Annotated in this window: 19 protein-coding genes; 16 read left to right on the top strand and 3 right to left on the bottom strand. The window is 38.8% G+C overall.

Annotation, left to right across the window (positions count from 1 at the left end; all coding sequences use genetic code 11):
- The first annotated feature begins 9 nt into the window (after nucleotides 1-9).
- From R3E32_06170 to R3E32_06155, 4 genes are all read left to right on the top strand, one after another.
- Nucleotides 10-2,505: a LamG-like jellyroll fold domain-containing protein gene (locus R3E32_06170; GenBank protein ID MEZ4884309.1), complete on the top strand. Its 2,496-nt coding sequence runs from the start codon at nucleotides 10-12 to the stop codon at nucleotides 2,503-2,505.
- Nucleotides 2,506-2,566: 61 nt separating this feature from the next.
- Nucleotides 2,567-4,402: an FG-GAP-like repeat-containing protein gene (locus tag R3E32_06165; protein MEZ4884308.1), complete on the top strand. Its 1,836-nt coding sequence runs from the start codon at nucleotides 2,567-2,569 to the stop codon at nucleotides 4,400-4,402.
- A 65-nt stretch (nucleotides 4,403-4,467) separates the two neighbouring features.
- Entirely contained in the window at nucleotides 4,468-6,765 is a 2,298-nt protein-coding gene (locus R3E32_06160; protein MEZ4884307.1) for a GH32 C-terminal domain-containing protein, read from the top strand.
- Nucleotides 6,766-7,283: 518 nt separating this feature from the next.
- On the top strand, nucleotides 7,284-9,740 hold the full coding sequence (locus R3E32_06155) for a GAF domain-containing protein (GenBank protein ID MEZ4884306.1): 2,457 nt from the start codon (nucleotides 7,284-7,286) through the stop codon (nucleotides 9,738-9,740).
- A gap of 113 nt (nucleotides 9,741-9,853) precedes the next feature.
- Here R3E32_06155 and R3E32_06150 read toward each other — a convergent pair whose 3' ends face one another.
- Complete coding sequence (locus R3E32_06150; protein ID MEZ4884305.1) at nucleotides 9,854-11,068, bottom strand: sterol desaturase family protein; 1,215 nt, start codon at nucleotides 11,066-11,068, stop codon at nucleotides 9,854-9,856.
- A 150-nt stretch (nucleotides 11,069-11,218) separates the two neighbouring features.
- On the opposite strand from R3E32_06150, the gene R3E32_06145 reads away from it, so the two are divergent.
- From R3E32_06145 to R3E32_06130, 4 genes are read left to right on the top strand one after another with little or no spacing between them, the layout of a single operon-like run.
- Nucleotides 11,219-11,608, top strand: a complete 390-nt coding sequence (locus tag R3E32_06145; protein MEZ4884304.1) for a DoxX-like family protein — start codon at nucleotides 11,219-11,221, stop codon at nucleotides 11,606-11,608.
- On the top strand, nucleotides 11,605-12,375 hold the full coding sequence (locus tag R3E32_06140) for a DUF2071 domain-containing protein (protein ID MEZ4884303.1): 771 nt from the start codon (nucleotides 11,605-11,607) through the stop codon (nucleotides 12,373-12,375). The genes R3E32_06145 and R3E32_06140 overlap by 4 nt, the downstream gene beginning before the upstream one ends.
- The gene (locus R3E32_06135; GenBank protein MEZ4884302.1) at nucleotides 12,342-13,109 is read left to right on the top strand and encodes a methyltransferase domain-containing protein; all 768 of its coding nucleotides are present in this window, start codon (nucleotides 12,342-12,344) and stop codon (nucleotides 13,107-13,109) included. Before R3E32_06140 ends, R3E32_06135 begins: the two co-directional genes overlap by 34 nt.
- Nucleotides 13,093-13,491, top strand: coding sequence for a hypothetical protein (locus R3E32_06130; GenBank protein MEZ4884301.1), 399 nt, complete (start codon nucleotides 13,093-13,095; stop codon nucleotides 13,489-13,491). Before R3E32_06135 ends, R3E32_06130 begins: the two co-directional genes overlap by 17 nt.
- A 205-nt stretch (nucleotides 13,492-13,696) precedes the next feature.
- On the opposite strand, the gene R3E32_06125 is transcribed toward R3E32_06130, so the two are convergent.
- Together R3E32_06125 and R3E32_06120 are read right to left on the bottom strand one after the other, a co-directional pair.
- Complete coding sequence (locus R3E32_06125; protein MEZ4884300.1) at nucleotides 13,697-14,086, bottom strand: response regulator; 390 nt, start codon at nucleotides 14,084-14,086, stop codon at nucleotides 13,697-13,699.
- On the bottom strand, nucleotides 14,052-15,113 hold the full coding sequence (locus R3E32_06120) for an ATP-binding protein (GenBank protein MEZ4884299.1): 1,062 nt from the start codon (nucleotides 15,111-15,113) through the stop codon (nucleotides 14,052-14,054). The genes R3E32_06125 and R3E32_06120 overlap by 35 nt, the downstream gene beginning before the upstream one ends.
- A 578-nt stretch (nucleotides 15,114-15,691) precedes the next feature.
- Here R3E32_06120 and R3E32_06115 point away from each other — a divergent pair.
- From R3E32_06115 to R3E32_06080, 8 genes are all read left to right on the top strand, one after another.
- Nucleotides 15,692-16,291, top strand: a complete 600-nt coding sequence (locus R3E32_06115) for a TetR/AcrR family transcriptional regulator (protein MEZ4884298.1) — start codon at nucleotides 15,692-15,694, stop codon at nucleotides 16,289-16,291.
- An 8-nt stretch (nucleotides 16,292-16,299) separates the two neighbouring features.
- The gene (locus tag R3E32_06110) at nucleotides 16,300-17,475 is read left to right on the top strand and encodes a hypothetical protein (protein ID MEZ4884297.1); all 1,176 of its coding nucleotides are present in this window, start codon (nucleotides 16,300-16,302) and stop codon (nucleotides 17,473-17,475) included.
- A gap of 26 nt (nucleotides 17,476-17,501) precedes the next feature.
- Nucleotides 17,502-18,209 carry an ABC transporter ATP-binding protein gene (locus tag R3E32_06105; protein ID MEZ4884296.1) on the top strand — a complete coding sequence of 236 codons (708 nt, stop codon included), beginning with the start codon at nucleotides 17,502-17,504 and terminating at the stop codon, nucleotides 18,207-18,209.
- A 57-nt stretch (nucleotides 18,210-18,266) separates the two neighbouring features.
- Complete coding sequence (locus R3E32_06100) at nucleotides 18,267-19,430, top strand: FtsX-like permease family protein (GenBank protein MEZ4884295.1); 1,164 nt, start codon at nucleotides 18,267-18,269, stop codon at nucleotides 19,428-19,430.
- A 21-nt stretch (nucleotides 19,431-19,451) separates the two neighbouring features.
- Complete coding sequence (locus R3E32_06095) at nucleotides 19,452-20,615, top strand: FtsX-like permease family protein (protein ID MEZ4884294.1); 1,164 nt, start codon at nucleotides 19,452-19,454, stop codon at nucleotides 20,613-20,615.
- A 310-nt stretch (nucleotides 20,616-20,925) separates the two neighbouring features.
- The gene (locus R3E32_06090; GenBank protein ID MEZ4884293.1) at nucleotides 20,926-22,200 is read left to right on the top strand and encodes an FtsX-like permease family protein; all 1,275 of its coding nucleotides are present in this window, start codon (nucleotides 20,926-20,928) and stop codon (nucleotides 22,198-22,200) included.
- Between the two features lie 120 nt (nucleotides 22,201-22,320).
- Nucleotides 22,321-23,058: an outer membrane lipoprotein-sorting protein gene (locus R3E32_06085; protein ID MEZ4884292.1), complete on the top strand. Its 738-nt coding sequence runs from the start codon at nucleotides 22,321-22,323 to the stop codon at nucleotides 23,056-23,058.
- Between the two features lie 87 nt (nucleotides 23,059-23,145).
- Nucleotides 23,146-24,801: a DUF4139 domain-containing protein gene (locus R3E32_06080; GenBank protein ID MEZ4884291.1), complete on the top strand. Its 1,656-nt coding sequence runs from the start codon at nucleotides 23,146-23,148 to the stop codon at nucleotides 24,799-24,801.
- The last annotated feature ends 98 nt before the right edge of the window (nucleotides 24,802-24,899 follow it).

Raw genomic sequence — 24,899 nt, 5'->3', positions numbered from 1 at the left:
ATATATAAAATGAAAAACACTACATACATAATTATTTTATTGGTCTTATTTTCAAATTTAGGATGGGCGCAAGTCCTTCAATTCAATTTTGAAGAGGAAACAGGGGTAAGCACAACGATAGACTCGGTCAGCTTGGTTGAATTTGCCATCGCCAATCACTTCAATCGTCCCGAACGTATTGAAGGTGTAAAAGGAAACGCTTTGAGACTTGACGGTTGGACGACTTGGATAGAGAAACCCAACTACCAAATTCCAGGTATTACCAACAAAATGACCATAGAATTGTGGTATGCGACCGAAGCTTTTGCAGCGGCAAACGGTGGACTCATAAGTAAGATTGGAGGAGGTACGGGGTTTTCATTGGAGGTAGATAAATTTGGTAAAATCATCTGGGCATTTCATGCCAATGGACAGTTTTATGTGTTGATTTCTGACCAAAAAATTGAGAAATACAAGTGGAACCACATTGTAGCAACGGCAGATTTAGAGAGCAAGGTGGCTAAAATTTACGTCAATGGGGAAGAATGGGCAACCAAAAATTTGGGTGCACACACCGTTTTAACACCCGCAACAGAACCTTTGTATATTGGTCGTCAAACGAATCGCATCCAGTTTGACCAATTTGTTATTTCTGCCTCCAATGGTGCAATAGATGAGTTGTTGATTTACAATGAAATACTTTCAAGTGAAGACCTAATCAATCATTATCAACTTTACGCCAATATGGTTTCAGAATTGACCATTGATCCCAACATTCGACACATAGGGGATCATCTCCGCCCCAAATACCACTCTATGCCCAATACTGCATGGGCAAATGAACCCTATGGCTTGACTTATTTTGAAGACAAGTACCATCTATTTTTTCAGAAAAACCCCAATGGCCCTTATCTAAATTTTATGCACTGGGGGCATTTGAGTAGCCCCGATTTGGTGAATTGGACAGAAGAAAAAATAACATTAGCACCCGATGAAATGCCAGGATTTGACAATTTTGGTACTTGGTCAGGAACAACCATCAAGGATGAAAACGGTGTTCCTGTGATTGCTTATACAGGTGTAGATGGTGCAAAAGCGGGTATTGGTATGGCATTTTCACAAGACAATGATTTGGTAAATTGGGAAAAATATGGACAAAATCCCGTCATTGCAAAAGCTCCAACTATTCTCTCTAATACTGATTTTCGAGACCCTTATATCTGGAAAGAAGGAAATGTTTATTATATGATTATCGGTTCAGGTGTGCCCAACAATGGAGGAGGTATTCTGTTTTTGTATCGCTCCGAAAACTTGACGGATTGGGTAGAATTGCCTTTCTTTTACCGAGATATTATCAGCAGTCGGTCTGGTGTTTTTTGGGAAATGCCTTTCTTTTTGCCACTCAATGACAATGATTACATTTTAGGAGTCACTCCAACTCCCCAAGCCAATCAGCGAGCGCAAGTATTGTATTGGATTGGAAAGTTTGAAAATGAGCGGTTTATTCCCTACAACGCCAACCCGAAAAAATTTGAACTCATCAACGAAAATCTATTAGCTCCTGCAATTGGTATGGACAAAGCAGAACGATTGACTTATATTGGTATAATACCCGAAGACCGTTCGGTAGCAGATCAAGTTGCAGCAGGTTGGCGACAAACTTTTAGCATTCCGAGGTTTATTCGTTTGTTGGAAGATGGGGAAATAGCACACATTCCGCACCCAAATTTGTGTCGTTTGCGGGGAGAAGTCACTCAGATTCTTGATAAAGAAATAAACTTCAACACTTTTAACAATCTACCTGAAATTGCAGGAACACAAACAGAATTGCTTTTTGATATTGAAGCTTCTTCCGATGCCAAATTTTCTATTGAAGTGTACAAAAACTTAGACAACTTGGAGAAGACCGCCATTGAGTTTGATTTTTCGACAAATACGATTTCTCTAAACCGCTTAGAATCTTCTCTTTCGCAGACTTTGGAGGACAAACGAACTGCCAATTATATATTCTCACCAGACAACACTTTGAAGGTGCATATTTTTCTGGACCATTCTACACTCGAAGTATTCATTGATCAATTGGTGGTTTTTTCGGCACGGGTGTACCCTTCAAGAGTAGAAAGCAATAAAGTAGATTTGAAGCTAACACAAGGCTCAGTAAACATTCGACAATTAGATGCTTGGCAACTCAAAAGCATTGGTGAAGAATTGGGTATGGATGTCTGTGAGCCAATGGATTTGCCCAATATGCTTTATACAAGTATAAGAGACATTCATCTTTCAAAGTTGCTCTTTATGATTACTCCCAATCCTTCAAATGGATCTATTTCAATGGACTATTTGGGTACTGAAATATTGAAAAATACCAAACTGCAACTATTAACTACACAAGGTAAATTGATTAGGCAAGAAGATTACGATTTGCAGCCTTCCTCACTTCAATGGTATGACTTAGAAAAAGGGCTTTACCTTTTGAAAATTTCAGCAGAAGAAGGAAGTCGTACCTTCAAATTGTTGGTAAATTAAAATAATAGATATGTTCAAAATACTACAATCATTTTTCTTGCTTTTCTTATTTCAAACAATAATGGCACAAACCCATTTTGAAGAACGTTCGCAAGAGGTAGGTTTAGATTTTATCCACCACGAATTATTTTTGATGGGAGGAGGTGCTGCTGCTTTTGATGCAGATAAGGATGGCGATGAAGACCTTTATGTAACTGGTGGACAAGGCGCAGATGCCTTATTTTTGAATGATGGAATGGGCAATTTTACCAATGTGAGCGTGGAATACGGAATTGAAGCTTTGACCAAAAATGTGGTGACAACATCGGTAACAACAGGCGATATAGACAATGATGGATTTCGAGAAATTTTTGTAGGAACAGTTAGACCCGTTGGCGAAAGCAGTGGTTTTAGTAAAAACTTGCTCTTATGCTTCAATATAGCCAAACAAAAATATGAGGACATTGCAGTGGAGGTAGGCTTGTACAATGAATCCTTTTGTATGGGAGGACATTTTTTTGATGCCAATTTAGACGGTTTACTTGATTTGTATGTCTCAAATTATGTGGAAGTACCCAATGTGGTTGTGAACAATGGACAATTGGTGGCATTTAAGCATGAATGTGGGCGCAATCAGTTGTATATCAATAGCAATAAAAGATTCTTTTCGGAGCGTTCTTCCGTTTATGGGCTGACCGATGATGCCTGTACTTTGGCTGCAACTTCTGCTGATATGGATGGAGATGGAGATGCAGATTTGATACTTGCCAATGATTTTGGAGAGTGGATTGAACCCAATATCATGTATCGAAACGACCATCCTTCTCCTACTTTTACCAATATTAGCGAAAGTTCGGGAACGAATGCCGCTATGTATGGAATGGGGATTGCATTGGGGGATTATGACGAAGATTTGGATGTGGATTGTTATGTGACCAATATTGCTAACAATCGTTTTTTTGAAAATCAAGGGGACAATCTATTCCTCAACAAAGCTCCTCAATTGTCTATCGAAGATGTCTATTCAGAGGAGTCAGGAAATTACACAACAGGTTGGGGAACTTTTTTTGCAGATGCCAACAATGATACTTATTTGGATTTGTTTGTTGCTAATGGTTATGTACGCTCGACTTTGGATAGGGATGGTAAAAAGCAAAAAGACCGTTTGTTTATGGGAAATGCTTTGCATCAGTTTGAAGATAAGAGTGATGAATGTGGGGTGAGTTTTGAAGGTTTGTCTCGTGGGGCGATTCATGCTGACTTCAATGGAGATGGCAAATTGGATATTCTGACTGTCACCAATGAGATTTTGTTTCCAAGTGGCACCAATTTTTTGCAGTATTACGAAAACCAATCAAACGACCAAAACTGGATAGCTTTTCGACTGGAAGGGCAAGCGACAAACCGAGATGCTTTTGGAACTAAGGTGCTTTTACATGCAGGTGGACGGACGTTTTTGCAGGAAGTAAGTGGTGGTAGCAGTCATGCTTCTCAAAATTCGTCTATTCTTCATTTTGGTTTGGCAAACTTAACTGCTGTAGAAAAAGTGGAAATATTTTGGGCAGGAGAAACAATGGAAACAGTGCTGAATCCTGCCATCAATCAAATACACGAAGTCTTACAAATAACTGAAAAAAAAGAGCGCATCATAAAATACGACTCTTATGGCATAGACGGATTAGACATTCGATACATTTCTGCCAACCAAACCCTCGAATTGTTGTTTCAAGGACAGATTTATTCACGCATTGAGTTGTTAATCTACGATTTATCAGGAAAATTATTGAAGCAAACAAATCTTTTATTGCAGCCAAATGAAATGCAAATTCTTCCAACAGAATCTTTGGTGAATGGCGTTTTTATCGTTCAGGCATTGGGTAGAGAAGGAGCGGTTGTGAAGAGATTTGTGAATTACTGATGTAGTTTTGAGCTACATTCTTATGAATTATTTATTGCTTAATACGTATAAAATATCTCTATATAATGAAGTTAGGTTACCAAATTTTCACCGCTGTTTTTTGTGTATTTTTTCTTCAAATTTCTTCCTTTGCACAAGACAATTACAACCAAGAAGCAAGACTTCAATACCATTTTTCTCCACCTCAAAATTGGATCAATGATCCTTGTGGCACAGTTTATTTTGATGGAGAATACCACTTGATGTATCAATACAATCCCTTTGGCAATCAATGGGGTAATATGTCTTGGGGTCATGCGGTTTCAACAGATTTGGTACACTGGGATAACTTACCTTTGGCATTGGGCAAAGATCCTTTGGGGGATATTTTCTCTGGTGGGGCAGTAGTAGATGTTAACAATACTGCTGGCTTCAATACCGATGAATCGGCAGCCATAGTAGCTGTGTTTACACATGCAAGTACGACCCAAAAACAGAGTATGGCGTATAGCACCGACAAAGGGCGAACTTGGACAAAATACGCCAATAATCCCATTATCAACAATCCTGGTATCAACGACTTTAGAGATCCTCAAGTATTTTGGTATATGCCACAGTCCAAGTGGGTTATGACCCTTGCATTGGGCAATCGCATTCGTATTTATTCCTCATTTGATCTCAAAAACTGGAAATTTGAAAGTCATTTTGGAGAAACAATTGGCGCACATGGTGGGGTTTGGGAATGTCCTGATTTGTTTTCGATTCGGGTGGAAGATACCAATGAAGAAAAATGGGTGATGATGGTGAGTATCAATCCTGGTGGACCTGCGGGTGGCTCTGCTACGCAATATTTTGTAGGTGATTTTGACGGAACTACCTTTACACTTATCGAAGAATTTGAACAGGCACTGAATGTTTCCCAGAATGTACCGACTGGTATTTTATTTGAAGATTTTGAAGGGAACGACTATGGCACATGGATAAAAACGGGCAATGCTTTTGGCAATAAACCCGCCAACGGAACTTTAGAGAACCAACAAGCTGTGACGGGTTATCTCGGCAATGGTTTGGTCAATACCTATTTGGGAGGTGATGGTTCACAAGGAAGCCTGACCTCTTCCATATTTACGATAGAAAAACCATTTATTAATTTTCTAATTGGAGGAGGTGCACACGTCAACAGTACTGAAATGCGTCTGCTCATCAATGGTGAAAAAGTGATAGGAACTACTGGCAAAGAAGCAGAACAATTGACTTGGGATTCGTGGGATGTTAGTAATTGGATTGGAAGTGAGGCTCAAATTCAGATTGTAGATTTTCATACAGGAGGATGGGGACACATCAATGTAGATCATATTTTGTTTTCGGGCGAACCTGCTGAAAATACGACAATGGAGGGTTTTTGGACAGATTTTGGCCCTGATTTTTATGCGGGTAGGTCATGGGAGAATATGTCTGAAAGTTCAGACTATCAACGAGTCTGGCTGGCATGGATGAACAACTGGACTTATGCAGATGGATTGCCAACAAGTCCTTGGAGGGGAAGTATGTCACTTCCAAGAGCTATCAAGTTGAAGCAATTAACTCAAGGACTTAGAGTAGTACAAGAGCCTGTGGAATCCTTGCAGAATTTGAGAAAAACACATTTTTCTTTTGGAGAAAAACAATCCGTTGAAGCTGCCAATCAATTTATTATTGATAACTCAATAAAGGGAACTTCTTATGAAATGAAAGTCACTTTTTCTCCAAATAATACAAAATCGGTAGGATTATCCATTCGTGCTAACATCCTTTATGAAACCATAATAGGCTATGATGCAGTTAAGAATCAGGTATTTGTAGATCGTTCTCAATCCAGCCAAACCAATTTTGAGGGAAATTTTAGAGAAGTGTTCAACGCTCCATTGGAGAATACCTCATTAGACATCACTTTGCATATTTTTGTAGATAGGTCTTCCGTTGAAGTATTTGTGAATGAAGGCGAAAGGGTGATTACTGCCCGTATCTTTCCCAGTTTAGCGGCGGATGGTTTGTCGTTTTTTCAAGAAGGAGCTTCTGATGCTACTGTATCTTCTTTTGATTTTTGGAATTTGGCTTCGATTTGGGAAACTGATACGGCTATTGAAAAAAATGAACCTGATGAGTTTCGATTGTATCCCAATCCTGCAAAGGATGTATTTTGGCTGGACATCCCTTCCTCCAAAAATGCAATTTTATCCCTATGGAGTATTGATGGACAAGAAATACCACTTATCTATGTTACTCAAATTAGTACAACAAGTTTGAGAATTGAATTGCCTTTAAGCTTAAAGGAAGGTGTCTATTTTTTGAAAATGGAAGAAGAAGGAAAATCATTTTGTCATAAGGTGGTTATTGGGAAATAGTATTTTTTCTTGTTCTTCAAAGCTATACTTCAAATTTGATAATAAACTGATATTGAAGTATTTTTTTAATTTTTATTCTCATTTATTCCAAATCCATGATTATTCTGTAAGATTTATGGATTCTTTGTTCTGATAGTTTGCCTTCTTACGCCAATTTTTTTGCTCCTACATAATGCCTGAACGGAAATAGATAATTGTGTGTCTATCAAAACATAACTAATGGTTAAAACAAACGAATTTTTTCCTTCAATTTTTATATTCTTATAGCAACTTGATGTTAATTTATTAGGAATTTATTGAAGGTATTGATATATGGGGAAACCTTAAAAAGTCTGTCTGTTTAAGTGTTTAGTTATATTTGGACATTCAATTAGTTAAGAGTTTCCGTTCAAGCACTACATACAAAAAGCTACGCTTGATTGCATTCATTATTTTCCAGTTAAAACCAAAAATCCCCTTTTAGTGTTATACTGTTCAATAAAATTTAACAATACCTTCTCCATAATTTACGATTGAGTATGAACACTTACGAACCTTTCCATATAGACAACCTCACGGCTGCAACCAAAGAAGAATATGAAATGTGGAAAAAAGATTTTCCATTTCAAACCAAATTGAGTTTGAAACCTCTGATTGATTATTGGCGCAATATAGCTGCAAATGGCAAACAAACCTTTGCCATTGTAGCAGATGAAATCATCAAAGGAGTAGAAGCTGCACCAGAGTTGTTACTACCCATTGAAGATGTGGCTTCATTACAAGAGCATCAATCATTGATCAACTTATTGATGTGTTTGGTCAGCCCCTACGCCATCAAAGAAGATGAAATCATGGCTGCAATCGGCCCTTACCAATTGGAAAGAGTGTATGCTACCCCAAAATTCATTGAGGTATTGGGCGAAAACTTTGAGCAGTTTAAGTCCAAAGCCATGTTGTGCGATGAATCCTTGTACTACAAAACCCTAAATGCTTATGCAGCCATTTTGCACAAGTATTATGAAGTGGACATAGAATTGGACAAACCCATGTTAATGCCAATTGCAGATGCCGAAACAGGTTTGCTTCGGTTTTACAAAGGGCATTTTAATGCAAAATTCACGGAAATCATTGCCATAAAAGAGCCTCCAAAATTGACCAAAGAAGACATTGATACACTTTTGAAGAACTTCAATGATTTGGCACTTTGGAAAAAATACATTCCTACGGATGTATTTGAATTACATGGTATCATGTTGTTTAATTTAACAGAAGTAACTGAACAATCTGTCCTTTCTGCCCTTCAATTTGACCTATTGAAGAAAAATGCACTGACCAATCCACAAAATATTACTTTCTTAGAAAGGGAGTTGAAATCCTTATTTATGCTGCCTGATTTGCGTTTAGGTTTGACACCCTATCAAAAGAATTTCAATAAATTAATGAACTTCAATGCAGAGGCACACAGCAGCTTTATACTTCAAAGCAATCATGTTACTTCAAGGATGGCATGCCCATTTCAAATGGGTATGGGCAATGTTTTCCAAGAATTTATCAAAAACAAAACTCCCTACTTTTTCAATAACTTGGGTAAAAAAGCGAATCCCAAACCTTTTGAAGAAAGCTTATTGGAGCAAGACATTCAGAGTGGGGTAATCGTACCTTTGTTCTTTGACAATCAGTTTGTAGGAGTCATTGAATTGATGTCAAAGAATCCACAAGACTTTTCTTCTACAGATTCGATATTCAAAGTAAATGCCATTAATCCTCTATTCTCCATTGCATTTGAACGTGCTTTGGATGAAATGGACGCACAGGTTCAATCTTTTATTAAAGAAAACTATACTTCATTGCATCCTGCTGTTGAATGGAGATTTACACGAGCCGCCATGAATATGTTGGAGCGTAGATCACTTGGTTTAGGAGGTGATTTAGAAAACATTGTGTTTGATGATGTCTATCCTTTGTTTGGTGCAACAGATGTGCGAGATTCTTCTACCAAACGCAACCATGCTATACAAGAGGATTTGATTGCACAATTGAATCTGGCAAAAAATGTATTGGACAGTGCTACGGCTAAGAGTCCTTTACCCTTTTTGGACAGTCTTTGCTACAAAATCAACCAACACATTGGTCGCATTGCGAAAAACTTGGGTTCGAGTGACGAAGTGAATATGCTTAGTTTTTTGAGTCGAGAAGTAGAAAGCCTCTTTCCGTACTTTGAAGAAAATATTCCCCATACCAAAGAAGCTATTGAAGCCTACAAAAATGCTTTAGACCCAGAATTGGGCGTATTGTACGAAAAACGAAAGCAGTTTGAACACAGTATGACCAAGATGAATGAGAAAGTTGCAGAATTTATAGATAAAAGAGAAGAAGAAGCACAGGCTATGTTTCCCCACTATTTTGAAAAATACAAAACAGATGGGGTAGAATACAACATTTACATTGGACAATCACTCAGCGAAAAACAGAATTTCGATCCGCTTTATCTAAAAAACTTGCGTTTGTGGCAATTGATTACCACTGCACAAGTTGCCCAATTGACTGCAAAATTGAAGCCGACTCTGCCTGTTCCTTTAGATGCCACACATCTACTTTTGGTACACAGCGCACCGCTTGCGATTCAGTTCAGAATAGATGAAAAGCAGTTTGATGTGGATGGTGCATACAATATTCGCTATGAAATCATCAAAAAACGCATTGACAAAGCCTACATTCGAGATACAGAAGAACGCCTAACCCAGCCCAACAAAATTGCGATTGTGTATTCACAAGACAAAGAGGCATTGGAATACCGTGAGTATTTAGAGTACCTCTTTCATCAAGGATACATTGAAGAAGATATTGAAGATGTAGAGTTAGAACAATTGCAAGGAGTACAGGGACTTAGAGCTTTGAGGGTAGAGGTGAAATTGCCTTTTGAATTGACGAATAGAGTGCATAAAAATGGCAAAAAATTGAAGAAGGAAATAGTTGAAATGGCTTATTTGGGTTAGAATGGATTCAGATAGGTGTTTTAATAAAGTTTTTTGTAATGTAAAAAAGCAATGTTCCTATTCTAAAAGATAGGAACATTGCTATATCAAGATAGGTTTTGATAATCAATGCACTATGATTTTCGCTTCCAAATGTGCGTTCGACTAAATCCCATTAATTTTCCTGTTACCTGCAATTCGCCAGAAGGCAACAACTTCAAATCTCCATTCACACTGCGCTTTCTACTTAACAAATACAGCGTACCGTTTTTCCAAGTATTGTCACCCACATAGTCAAAATTGCGGAGCAGTAAAATTTCGGATACCGACTTTTCCGCCTTTGCTTCCTCGATGCGTTGTTGGTGTTCAGGGTCAAGCGCACGAATCAATTTACCTTGTATTTTGTGGTTTGCATCTTCAAAAATTTCGATAACCGCATCTCCCATTTCACCCGTTGCCGTCCATTCGCCCAAAATATTGGCTTGCTTTGCAGGTTGGGTATTGAAGGAAAGGCTGAAGAAACCAATCGCCAATGCTCCCCACAAAAAAGCAGCCCTTGAATAACTCTTTTTAGGCGTTTGTATTTCACCAAACCGACGTTCTTGAATTTTGTCAAATTCTGCCACATAGTCAGGATTTTCCGTTCCCATCAGCCTATCCCAAAAGCGAAAATACAAACCGTAATTGCCGTGAAATTTTTTGTGGTGCAAATTATGGTGAACAGAAGTATTGACGACTTCAAATAGAAAAGAATGTCTATACCACTGTGGCATAATCTCATAGCCCAAATGCCCATATACATTGATGGTAAAACTCACCAAACCAAACAGTATCAATGCAATCGGATGCAAAGGCAAGGTAAACACCAATATAAACAAAATCAGATTTTCGAGCAAGGCTTCCAGAATATGGAAGGAGTAAGAAGTCCAAGGCGAAGGATTGACCGATTCGTGATGCGTGCGGTGTACGAGGCGAAACAATGTCTTGCCGTGAACCAAGCGGTGCATCCAGTAGAAATAAGTGTCGTGAATCACCAAACTCAAGACCACACTCACAGGAATCCACCAAAGCGGAAATGTATGAATATCAGCGTAAATTGTGGTGTAGGCTCGAAAAGGACTGAAAAAAACAAGTGCCCCCGTAGTAGCAAGAACTGCCAATGTGACCAGCGAATTTTTGACCTCACTTACGAACCTTTTTCGTTTTTCAGAGGAGGCTTGAATCTTGTTTTTGTGAAAATGTTGTTTGAAAAATACATAAAAAATGAGGAATGGAATCCCTGCAAAAAGGAAATACCGAAAACTGGTGCCGACCAAGATGTACGGCAACTTTTGAATGAACTCTTCCATGATATTGGTTTTTAAAGGATAAATGAAAAATGCGATTTTTTTTTCACCAATTAATTAATTTCGTGTTGTCAAGGACAAAGAAACCTTTTTTTCATTCGGATAGAAAAAATATTCTACCAATCGTTAGAGAACTTCAACGAACAACAAAAAATGCAGAGAGCTCCTAATTACCACAAAGTACTCACCTTCTTAATCGCAATGGTTTGGCTTATCAACGGACTTTTCTGCAAAGTGCTCAATTTAGTGCCTCGACACCGAGAGATTGTAGCCAACATATTGGGCGAAGAATACGCAGGAATTCTGACGGTTTTGATTGGATTGGCAGAAATAGCCATGGCAATATGGATAGTGAGCCGAATTTCACCTCGCTTCAATGCAATAGTTCAAATCGGTATCGTATTGACCATGAACATTCTCGAATTTATACTCGTCCCCAATTTACTACTTTGGGGACGAATCAACATCCTTTTTGCCATTGGATTTGTTTTGTTGGTGTATTACAATGAATTTGTCCTAAAACAACAATTCCTAACTGAATGAATAATCCACTTCAATTCCTAAAAAACCACCCTTTTGCGGTCGAAGCCTTCTTTGAAAGCTCAACTGTATTGACCTTTGCAGCTCCTAAGGAACAACTGCAAGGCCTCATTCCGCCCTGCCTACAATTGGACACATTTCAAGATAAATACGGCTTCATTGCAGTAGCGATGGTACAGACTAAAAATTTGAGACCCAAAGGATTTCCGAAATTTATGGGGAGTAATTTTTTTCTGATTGGTTATCGCATATTCACAAAATACCACAACAATGCTGGTAAACGATTGAGGGGTTTGTACATATTGAAGTCCGAAACAGATCAGAAAAAAATGGAATACTTAGGTAGTATTTTCACCCAATACAAATACGCTACTACCGACATTCAGCAAATTATAACACCCGAAAAAAATCAAATAATTTATTCAAAATCAGGTTTCAAAGTAGAAGTTGTTAAAGATAAACAAGAGACTTCTCTACCTTCAAAATCACCTTTTGCAGACTGGAAAGAAGCACGCCGATTTGCAGGGCCACTGCCTTTCACGTTCACCTACCAGCCCAAAAATCAAAGCGTACTCATCATTGAAGGAGTGCGCCAAAATTGGAAACCGACACCCATTGAAGTCGGCCAATACCATATCCCATTTTTAGACGAACTTCAAATAGAAAATCTTACTTTAGCCAATGCGTTTATCATCAAAAATATTCCGTATCATTGGAAAAAAGGTAAAATCGAACAATGGAAACCAATAGAAAACCCTTTCAAGGAGTAGGCAACATCATCCGTTTCAATTGGCATTTTTATGTACTGTCATTGCTTGCTTTGGCAGTCTTGTTTTTCCTTCAAAGCTACACAGTGGGATTACTTCAATGGCTCATTTTGCTTTCGATTTTGGGCATTGTAGTCACCACTTTTGTTTCACTTTTGGTGTCTTATTATGTTTATGACCTTTCTCCGCTTTATCAATTGAAGTGGATAGATAATTTAAAATCAATGCCTAAGTCGGCTAATATTGTAAATGTCAATGCAGGTTTTGACGAAACAAGCGTTCTACTCAAAGACCAATTTCCAGATGCCAACTTAACCGTACTCGACTTCTACGACCCCACCAAACACACCGAAATTTCCATCAAAAGAGCTAGAAAAGCCTATCCTCCATATCCCAATACCCAAACAATTGCCACCAACTTCATTCCATTGAAGGACAATGCTATAAATGCGGTATTCGCCATTTTATCCGCCCATGAAATCAGAAACGAAGCAGAAAGAATTGTCTTTTTCAAAGAACTGCAAAGAGTACTTCAACCAAGAGGACAAATCGTTGTTACAGAACATTTGCGAGATACTGCTAACTTTATGGCATACAACATCGGATTTTTTCACTTTCACTCCAAATCTACTTGGCTCAAAACCTTTGGAGGGGCGGAATTGAAGGTGGTAAAGGAAGTTAAAACCACCCCATTTATCAGCACTTTTATACTCGAAAAAAATGGAACTACATCTTAAAATAATCGGTTCGCTGTTCGTAATATTGGCATTCGTCCATGTCATTTTCCCCAAATACTTCAATTGGCGTACAGAATTTCAGGCAGTTAGCTTAATCAATCGACAAATAATGTATGTGCATACTTTTTTCATTGCATTGGTTATATTCTTGATGGGGCTTCTGTGCCTAAGTTCTTCCACCGAAATCACTACAACTCCTTTGGGAAACAAAATTGCTTTGGGCTTTGCTATTTTTTGGACAATTCGCCTTGTGATTCAATTCTTTGGATATTCTTCGGAGCTATGGAAGGATAAGTGGTTTGAAACGGTCGTCCATATCTTGTTTTCTATTTTGTGGACGTATGTGAGCGGGGTATTTTGGTGGGTTTATTTGGGGAAATAGGGGTGAAATAGTAGCAAAACTTCTTGTATTGGAGTTTTCAAGCAAAAAAGGAAGTTTCCAGAATTGTTTTGGATGAAAGTGGCGGAGGATTGAGAAGATAAGTAGTAAATCAAAATTAAAATGAAAAAAACACACTGATAAACAGTTGTTTGAGTAATTTTAATTATTAATATAAATATGGCTGACTAATGAGAAGCAGATAAACTTACAACACCGCTATTATCTCCTCCAAAATTTCTTGTGTAAGCGGTTTGTGCTTAAACTGTGAAATAATTTCATACTTAAATGCCTTTTCTTCATCCTTGATATTCCGTGAAGTAGTCAGCATCACAATCATACAAGCGTTCAGTTTTTCATCCAGTCCGTTTTTCAGAATGTTTTCAATGAGTTCCCACCCATTCATTTTAGGCATATTGATATCGAGGAAAATAATGTTGGGCAGTTCCTGCGTGTCTTTCAAATGCTCCAAGGCTTCAGTAGGGTCGTCAAATACATCAATGCGCTCACAACAATTGACTCTTTGAATGATGATCTTGTGATAAAAATTGGTTACCGCATCATCATCTATCAGCATGATTGAATTTATCTTCTTCATATTTCTTTATAGTGAAGTAAAAAATTGAGCCGTGTGGGGTATTAGATTCTACCCAAATATTTCCTTCGTGTAGTTCAGCGACTTTTCTGCAATGTGCAAGCCCAATACCCGTTCCATTGTATTGTTTTTGTGAATGTAATCGCTTGAACATTTGAAAAATAGTATCATAATGATTATTATCTATCCCAATTCCATTATCTGATACACCAAAAGTATAACAATTTGCGCTTTTCTCACAACTTATTTTGATTATTGGATTTCTATTAGCATGTTTAAACTTGATGGCATTGGATAGCAAATTTTGAAGAAGTGAGCGCAGTTCATTCCGATAAGCCATCATGGTAGGGAGTTTTTCGGATTCCACGACCGTATTAGTTTCTTGTATTTGCAAGTTTAAGTCCAGCATCACTTCGTCTAAAAGAGCCTTCATATCCACCCAATCAAGGGCTTGCTCATATCCAATCTTAGCGTAGGTCATGATGCTTTCTATCATATTGCTCATTCTATCAGTCGAATCGTTCAGAAACTGAATAGATTGTTTGGTTTGATCATCCTCACTTTCCACCGTATTAACGACCAAGTTTGCCATATTTTTGATATTTCTCAAGGGTTCTTGCAGGTCATGAGAGGTCACATAAATAATATTTTCTAACTGTTCGTTTTTGTTGTGAAGTTGCACATTTCGCTGCCTTATCTCCTCCAAAGCATCTGTATTTCGCTGTTCATAAATTTTTAACTCTATATACAATGAATGGGATAAATTGGCTGCCGTAGCCAAAGCAATGATAAAATTGATGTATTCCCCTATATAAATTCTTGACCCCTCATTGATTGGGCCATTCTGCAAAACGTAAGTGTAAACGACAATGTGTATAATGGACATCAATATCAAAAATAAAAAGGGAATATAATGATTTTTGAATAAAAGAAATGAGGTCGCCATCAATATGGTAAAAAACATCTGCGATTGAATGTCGTAACCTGCATAAATCAAGGTGTAGAAAATCAAACCGTTTGTAATAAACATTATCAAAATTCGATTGGCAAAAAAGCGTTTTCGATAATTCAAATAGAAGCAAATTGCAGAAAGAACACTCGTTAGTAGATAAGGAATGATTTCTACGATTTTGTTTTGATATAAAAACAAAACACAGTACAGCGCACACACACAAATAAGCGATGCCGCAATGGTATTGCAAACCTTTATTCTAAATTTTTCAATTTGGTTTGAATTTTCAGACGTTCCCAATTCCGAAATATTCGTCCAAAGTTTGACTATTGATGTGATTGGATGGAGATTAGTAAACATATTAATATCTATTCGATAGAGTGTACTCTTTTGAAAGCTAAAAGTTGCGTAGGATTAAGCAAGCCTAAGTGAATTTGGGAGGCTTTTTGTCATTGTTTAGATTCCAAATGTCAAATTAGCTTAGTTTGCTTATATGACAATAATCACTCCAATCTCCCACTTTGCTACCCTGTTTTTCCACCTAATTTTTCTGCTTACTCTAATAGTCTATGCGAATATCTGCTATTTTAGAAAAAAAGTGATACTATTTAATTAGAATGAAACTATTTTAGTAACTTTATAATTACAATAGTAACATGACCAATACAGTAAATACAAAAAGAAACAAAAGTCAGAAAGCCGTCCTCCAAAGTGCCAAAACACTCTTTTGGAAACATGGCATTCGTAGGGTGACAGTCGAAGAAATCTGCAAAGAAGCAGAGGTGAGTAAGATGACTTTCTATCGCAACTTCAATAATAAGAATGAAGTTGCCCAGCAAATTTTGGAGGATTTGGCAAATGAGGGCTTTGAACAGTATCAAGCCATCATGCGCCAAGAAATTCCTTTTCCAGAAAAAGTGACTCAACTCATTGAATTGAAGCACGAAACATCAGACGGAATCAGCCAAGAATTTGTGAGCGACATTTATGAACACAATCATTCCGAGCTGCAAGACAAACTGACACAATACCATCAGCGATCTATGAATGAATTGAAGAAGGACTTGGAAAATGCACAGCGAGAAGGTTGGATTAGGCAAGACCTCAAAATATCCTTTGTCCTATACATGATCAATGCACTCAACGACAAAATGTTGGACAAAGAATTGACGGCGATGTATGACACCCCAACTGATTTGATTATGGAATTGACCAAGTTCTGTTTTTATGGAATGTCACCAATGAATGAAAATTGAAATTAGGCATGAAATACAAAAATATGGTGGAAAATAAATACTTAAAGTTTACCTTCCGATTTTCGATTGTAGCATGGTTATTTATTTCCTTCAATGGTTTTGCACAAAACAAAGTAGAATTCGATGGACAAATTTCTGCAATAGGAAGCTTTGCACCCGACAATGAAATAGATGTGTTTTTGGGTGTACGCTACATACCTGAATTAAACTATCAAGTTCCATTGGATTCTGCCCAGACCAAATCATTTGATTTTGAAGCATCTGTAAATATAGCAGGCTCTATTTTCTCCAATTCTTTCAAAACCAACACCACCGATGGAGATATTCAGCCTTACCGAATATGGGCGAGATACACCAACAAACAATTTGAAGTAAGAGTCGGATTGCAGAAAATTGACTTTGGCGCAGCCGCCATTATTCGTCCCCTCCAATGGTTTAACCAAATAGATCCTCGTGACCCACTGCAATTGACCAATGGAGTATATGGTATTTTAGGACGTTACTATTTTTTGAACAATGCAAACATTTGGTTGTGGACATTGTATGGCAATGAAAAAACAAGAGGATTTGATTTTGTAGAGACCAATAAGAAAATACCCGAATTTGGAGGACGCATACAATATCCTACTTCAAAAGGAGAAATTGCACTATCTTACCATCACCGAACCGCCTCTTCAATGGCCCTGACTTTAATGCCGCAATACCAGAAAATACCAGAAAACAGAATCGGCATAGACGGAAAATGGGACATTGGAGTAGGCTTGTGGTTTGAAGGAGTATTGGTACACAAAACCAAAAACCTCGGAAGCCTCACCAATCAAGCTCTCTTCAATATTGGAACAGATTATACTTTTGGCATCGGCAACGGACTCAATATAATACTTGAACATTTACTTGTATCTTTTGACGAAAAACCTTTGCAGCTTGAAAATACGGTCAACATCACTGCCACTACCATTAGTTATCCGCTTGGTTTTTTCGACAATGTAAGTTCCGTTTTTACCTACAATTGGGGGGTACAAGATGTCACTTTTGCGCTAAATTACCAGCATCAATTCAAAAAAATAATTGGCTATCTTATTGCTTCCTATACACCTTCTAACCAATTTGGCATTCAACAAAACGATTTGGTAAATCAGTTCGCAGGGCCAGCAGTGAGGGCAATGTTGGTGTATAATCATTGATTAATCAAAGAGTTCAATCCAATACTATGGAAACAATCATTTCATTACACAACCTAGTCAAACGGTATCCCGTAGGAGAAGGCGAGTTCACCGCTTTGAGTGACATCAATTTGCAATTCCAAAAAGGAGAATTTGCAGGATTTGTGGGACCCAGCGGTTCAGGCAAAACCACTTTGCTAAACATCATCGGCTCATTGGACAGCCCAACCGAAGGAACGGCAATGGTCATGGGAAAAGACATCGCCAAACTATCGCACAAAGAATCCGCCATGCTGCGAAACAAACACATCGGATTCATCTTTCAAGTCTTCAATCTGTTGCCCGTTTACACCGTTTACGAAAACGTGGAATTTGCCCTTTTGCTGCAAAATATTCCTGAAGCCGAGCGCAAAAAAAGGGTTATGGAAGCCTTAGAGTGGGTAGGATTGACCAAACTCGCCCAAAAGAAACCCGACAAACTTTCGGGTGGAGAAGGGCAGCGAGTAGCCATTGCAAGAGCGATTGTGAAACGTCCACAAATCCTATTGGCAGACGAACCCACCGCCAATTTAGATGCTGAAAATGCCCACATCATTTTGAAGATTATGAAACGATTGAATAAGGAGCTGGATACTACTTTCCTCTTTTCGACACACGACGAAAAGGTGATGAAATACCTTGATAGAATTGTGTCTTTGCGGGATGGGAAGGTGGAAGAAGATGAACTTCAATTTGATGCAAGACAAAAGATGTAAGACAAAAGATGTAAGACAAAAGATTTGCGACTGTTGTCTTACTAAAATAACCAAACAATGAAACTAGCATTTCAATTGGCCTATCGAAACCTTGTTGGTGCAGGTCTGCGGACTTGGCTCAATGTTCTTGTGTTGGCTTTTGCTTTTATTCTCATTATTTTCTTCAATGGTTGGCTCGACGGTTGGAACCTACAAGCCAAAACTGATACCATTGCCTGGGAATACGGAAATGGGCATTTGCTGCACAAGGACTACGATCCGTATGATGCGTTTACTTTGCAAGATGGACATGGTGAATTTGGTGCAGACTTATCCCAAAATGCCTGTCCCATTTTGATACGTCAAGCCTCCATTTATCCAGAAGGTAGGATGGTGGCAGTATTGCTGAAGGGCATTGACCTTAATCAAACAATCCTTGATCTTCCGACCCAATCATTGAAAGGCAGTCAAGCAAATATCCCAGTCATGATGGGGGAAGGAATGGCGGCATCTATCAAATTGAAGGTAGGGGACGAAGTTTTGTTGAGGTGGCGAGACAAAAATGGTACTTTCGATGCTTCAAATCTTACGCTTGTCAAAATATTTGATACCGATGTCCCCACAGTCGACAGAGGTCAAATTTGGATGCCGATTGACCGACTTTGGGAAATGACAGATTTGGAAAATCATGCTACAATGTTCGTTGTCAATGAAAAATTTAAAGTTCCTCAAAACACCACAGACTGGACTTTTATAAGTCAAAACGAACTGCTCTACAACCTTAACCAAATCATGAAAACAGAAAGGGTAAGCAGTAGTATTTTATACATCTTGTTGTTGGCGATTGCCTTGCTTGCCATTTTCGATACACAGGTATTGTCAGTTTTTAGGAGGCAAAGAGAGATAGGAACTTATATTGCCCTCGGTATGACTCGGTCACAAGTCGTTGGTTTATTTACCATTGAAGGAGGAATGTACAGTTTATTCGCAGTAGTGGCAGGCTCCATCATAGGTTTCCCTATTTTTGTATGGTTGGCAAATGCGGGAATTCCTATGCCAGTCGACTCGACTAAAGATATGGGAATTTCGGTTTCGGAAATTATTTATCCTGTCTTTGGCTTTCAATTGATTGTGGGGACTTTTTTCCTTGTTGTTCTTTCTGCAACGATAGTTAGCTATCTCCCCGCAAAGAAAATTGCTAATATGAACCCTGTCGAAGCATTGAAGGGAAAGCTGCAATGAAAAATCAAAAATAATCAAACAATGAAGTTAGCCTTTCAATTAGCTTACAAAAATCTGATTGGAGCAGGTCTGCGGACTTGGCTCAATGTCAGCGTGTTGACTTTTACTTTTATTCTCATCATCTTCTTCAATGGAATGTTGGATGGATGGCACCAACAAGCCAAAACCGACAGCATTGCTTGGGAATATGGCAATGGTCAATTGCTTCACAAAAACTACGACCCTTTTGACCCTTTCACGCTACAAGACGGGCATGGAGAATTTAGTGCAGCATTGGCAAAAACCACAGTGCCGATATTGATTCGTCAAGCCTCAATTTATCCCGAAGGACGTATGTTGTCGGTTGCGCTCAAAGGGATTGATATAAACCAGAATATCTTGGCATTGCCAACTCAATCATTGAAGGATAGCGAAGCAAACATTCCCGTCATGATGGGAAAAGGGATGGCAGAATCTGCCAAATTGAAGGAAGGGGATGAGATTTTGCTCCGATGGCGAGACAAAAACGGCACATTCGATGCTTCAAATATTACGCTGGTCAAAATATTCGATACCGATGTGCCAACTGTTGATAAAGGACAAATTTGGATGGGAATCGATCAACTTTGGCAAATGACGAGCCTGCAAAATCATGCTACCATGTTGATTGCCAACAAAAAATTTGAAGGAAATCAATCGGGAGATTGGAACTTCAAAAGTCAAGAAGAACTTTTGAGTGACATCACCGAAATCATTTCCATGAAAAAAGCAAGCAGTTCGATTATGTATCTTTTGTTGTTGGCGATTGCACTTTTGGCGATTTTTGACACACAGGTTTTGTCGGTTTTTAGGCGGCAAAAAGAAATCGGTACGTACATTGCGCTCGGCATGACCCGCCCACAAGTCGTTGGCATTTTTACGGTTGAAGGAAGTATGTACAGCATTTTTGCGACCATTGTAGGTTGTATTATCGGGATTCCACTTTTTATTTGGTTGGCAAAAACAGGTATTGCGTTGCCTGCTGCTTCAACTTCGCAAGACATGGGAATTGCGATTTCGGAAGTTATTTATCCCGTTTATGGTTTGACGCTTATTTTGGGTACAATTTTATTGGTCGTTCTTTCTGCAACAATAGTGAGTTATCTACCTGCAAAGAAAATTTCGAGGATGAATCCCGTTGAAGCATTGAAGGGGAAGCTGCAATGAGAGGCGAGAGGAGGGAAGCATAGGAAGTAGGAGGTGAGAAGTAGGAAGTAGGAAGCGAGAAGTAGAAGTAGGAGGTAGGAAGCGAGAAGTAGGACGTAGAAGTAGGAAGCGAGAAGTAGGAAGTAAGGTAAGGTAAGGAACACTTCAAAAATAAATTTACAAAGTTCATTTCATAAATAGCTGATTGTAAAGTGTATTTTTCATTTTCATTTGTTCCTTAGGTACTGACTCGTTCTATTTCTTACTTCTCACCTCCTATTTCACGCTTCCAAATTTTAATTTTTATTTGAGTTTTTAATTTTAATTTTCCATGATAAAATTCTTACTAAAAGGCATCTTGCGAGATAAAAGCCGAAGCATTTTACCGATTATCATTGTCAGTATTGGCGTGGCACTAACTGTTTTGTTGAGTGGCTATATGCGGGGTGCAATGGGGGACGTGACCGACCAAAATGCCCGATTTGATACAGGACACGTCAAGGTTATGACGAAAGCGTATGCCGAAAACATTGACCAACTTCCTAACGATTTGGCACTCCTTGAAGTCACTAGTTTGATTGAGTCGCTTCAAAATGATTTTCCTCAAATGTATTGGGTCAAACGCACCCGTTTTGGAGGCTTGATTGATGTGCCTGATGAAAATGGAAATTCGAAGGGGCAAGGCCCTGCTTCTGGATTGGCTATCAATTTGTTGGGGAAAGAAAGCGGCGAAGCCAAAAGAATGAACATCGAAAGTTCTATTGTGACTGGTAACCTACCTGATGAACGAGGTGAGGCTTTGATTGGGCATGATTTCGCTCAAAAATTAGGGCTGAAAATTGGCGATGAATTTACTTATTTTGGAACGACTATGAACGGTAGCATGAGTTTCCAAAACTTCAAAATTAGTGGTACAATTCGTTATGGAATGGCTGCAATGGACAGGGGGGCCTTGGTGATTGACATTGCGGATGCTCAGAAAATGCTTGATATGGAAGATGGAACGGGGGAGGTGTTGGGCTTCTTGAAAAGCAAAGTCTATGACGATAAACAAGCCATTGAAGTTGCCGATGCCTTCAATGCCAAGTATGTCAATGATCCTGACGAGTTTGCACCTGTGATGCAGACCTTGAAGCAGCAAAACAATTTGGCGGATTTGTTGGACTATGCGGATGTGATGTCGGGTTTATTCGTTTTTATGTTTGTGGCTGCAATGTCGGTGGTGCTTTGGAATACAGGCTTGCTGGCAGGCTTGCGGCGCTACAAAGAGTTTGGGATTCGCTTGGCATTGGGAGAGTCGAAAGGGGCGATTTATAGAGCATTGATTTTGGAGGCAGTTTTGATTGGTGTGATTGGTTCGATTATTGGAACGGTTGTTGGGTTGGGCTTTACGTATTATCTGCAGGTGTATGGTATTGACATCAGCAGTTATGTTGAAAATTCGAGCATGTTGATGCCTTCGGTGATTCGTGCCAAAATCACGCCTGAATTGTTTTACATCGGCTTTGTTCCTGGTTTGGCTGCAATGGTTTTAGGGAATATGCTTTCGGGAATGGGAATTTATAAGCGAGAAACTGCGAGTTTGTTTAAGGAGTTGGAAGTTTAGTGGATTGGTGAATGGTAACTGTTCGTTGGTGACAGTTGGTTCCTCTATTCTAAAAAGTGAACTTTCAATCAAAAAAGTAGTCTAATCATACAATTAAGCTCATTAAAAACAGCATAAAACATGAAAATCCTATTAACAGCAATCTTTTCAATTGCACTACTTTTCTTTAATTATCCTGCACCTGACGCAGCGGAAATCCTTAAAAAAGTAGATGCCAACATGGTGTCTAAAACGAGTATCACCGAATCTGAAATGGTGATCCATGGTCGAAGAAACAGCCGAACGGTTGTATCGAAAGGTTATGCGGAGGGCAACAAAAAATCCTTTACCGAATACCTCGCTCCTGATAGAGAAAAGGGGACGAAAATGCTGAAATTGGAGGATAAATTGTGGATTTATTCGCCTTCAACGGATAGAACGATTCAATTGTCGGGTCACATGCTTCGACAGTCGGTGATGGGTTCTGATTTGTCGTATGAAGATGCGATGGAAGACCGAAAATTGACGGATATGTACAATGCGAAAGTGATGGGTGAGGAAACGATTGACGGAAGAAAAGCATGGGTTTTGGAGTTGAACGCCAAAGTGGAGGATGTGAGCTACCAAAAACTCAAAATGTGGGTTGACCAAGAGCGTTTTGTGCCATTGAAAGAGGAAATGTACGCTAAAAGTGGTCAGTTATTGAAGAAAACGACCATGAGTGATTTTGCGAAAATGGACGGTCGTTGGTATCCTAAAAAGACGAATTTCAAGGATGTTTTGAAGTCGGGCAAAGGCACGGATTTTATCGTCAAAACGATTGAGTTTGATGCGGAGATTCCTGCGTACTTGTTTAGTAAGGCGGCATTGAAGAAATAAACTTCATTTTTCCAGACACCCAAAACAATCGAATTGACATCTAATAGAAATGGAAACATTTTTTATTCATTTCACAATTCAATTCGTATGAAATCATTGCATTTCTTTTTGAATCTATTTTGCATACTTTTTTTACTTCAAAATTTCAAACTTCAAGCCGATCCAATCAAGGTAAGTACCAATATTGAAGGCGTTACCGTTTACCAACAACAAGCTAAAATAATTCGGAATGCCCAAAAATCAATCCCCGCAGGAGAAAGCGAATTGGTATTGCAGGATTTATCGAGTCAAGTAGATGGACAAAGTTTGCAAGTTTCTGTCAATGATGGCGTTAAATTGCTGTCTGCAACGTTTCAGGTGAATTATTTGAAAGACCCAAAGAAAACGGTCGAGATTGCTACTTTGGAGGATTCACTTACTTTGTCGCAGTTTGAATTAGACTGGGTAAAGCAGCAAATTTCTGTGTATCAAGGGGAAGAAAAATTGATGGATTTAAACAGCCAGAAAGTGGGAACGGAAACCAAAGGGCTATCAGCGCAGGATTTGAAGGAGGTGATGGTTTTTTACCGCAAACAATTGATGGAAATCAAAAAGGAATTGTTGAAGTTGGAGCGTGAAAAAACGACTTTGCAGAATAGTGTGAACCGTATTCAACAACAATTGCGACAAGTACAAACCGAAAAGACGAAAGCAGTGGGAGAGGTGGTCTTGAAATTGGTCGCCAAATCACCTATGACTGCCAAAATTGAACTTTCTTACATCGTACAAGAGGCAGGTTGGAAGCCCATTTACGACATCCGAGCAGCCAATATTGAAGAGCCTGTCACACTTTCTTACAAGGCAAATATCTTTCAACATACGGGACAAGATTGGAGTAATGTGGCACTAACGGTTTCGACTGGCAACCCTTCAAAGAGCAATAACCGCCCTATTTTATCGCCTCACTATTTGGCGTTTGTGGAGGCGTATAGCTCTTATTTTTCGGGAACTGCAAAGAAGGATGCTACTCAGTTGATGAACACCATGCAGATTCCTGCTGATGGAGATTTGGCAAGAAACAGAAATAATTTAGCTGAAACAGAATCTCTGTACCTTGAAGATCGCAAGGAGGAGGATGTGGTGTTGAATCAAAATCAATTGAATCTATCTTTTGAAGTGACTGCAAAACAGACAATTCCTACAGATGGGCAGTATCATCTAGTGGATTTGAAGGACTACGAAATTGCGGCGGAATACGATTATCACACCGTTCCAAAATTGGACGAAGGGGCGTTTTTGTTGGCGAAAATCACGGATTGGGGCAGTTTGAATTTGTTGGCGGGCAATGCCAATATTTTCTTTGACGATACCTACATTGGTCAATCATTCATCAATCCTGTGACAACTGCCGATACTTTGCTGTTGTCTTTTGGAAGGGATGAGCAGATTCAGGTGAAGCGCACAGAATTGAACGATTTGAGTGAAACCAACTTTTTGGGCAACAAACGTATTGAAACCAAAACGTATGAGATAAGTGTGCGAAACAACAAAAGCACAACGGCTCACATCGAAATTTTGGACCAAGTTCCGATTTCTCAAAATGAAGAGATTGAAGTCAAATTGATTGACAAAGATGGAGCAGAATACACCGAAAGATACGGCAAATTGCTTTGGCGTTTGGACATTCCTGCGGGTCAAACCAAAAAGCTGAAATTGCAGTACAGTGTGAAATATCCTAAAAGTAAGTTGGTAGCAGGTTTATAGACATCTAAAGTGAGACTTTTGAAGATAGTTGGTTGCTGACCGAAAATATTCACCAATTGTAAGATTGTGAATGTTTTGTGAAGCTAAACTTCAAAAGT

Source organism: Chitinophagales bacterium (assembly GCA_041392475.1).
In the GTDB taxonomy this organism is placed as follows: Bacteria; Bacteroidota; Bacteroidia; order Chitinophagales; family UBA2359; genus JAUHXA01.
Note: the sequence above shows the minus strand (reverse complement) of the source record. Positions and strands in the feature narration are given on the sequence as shown.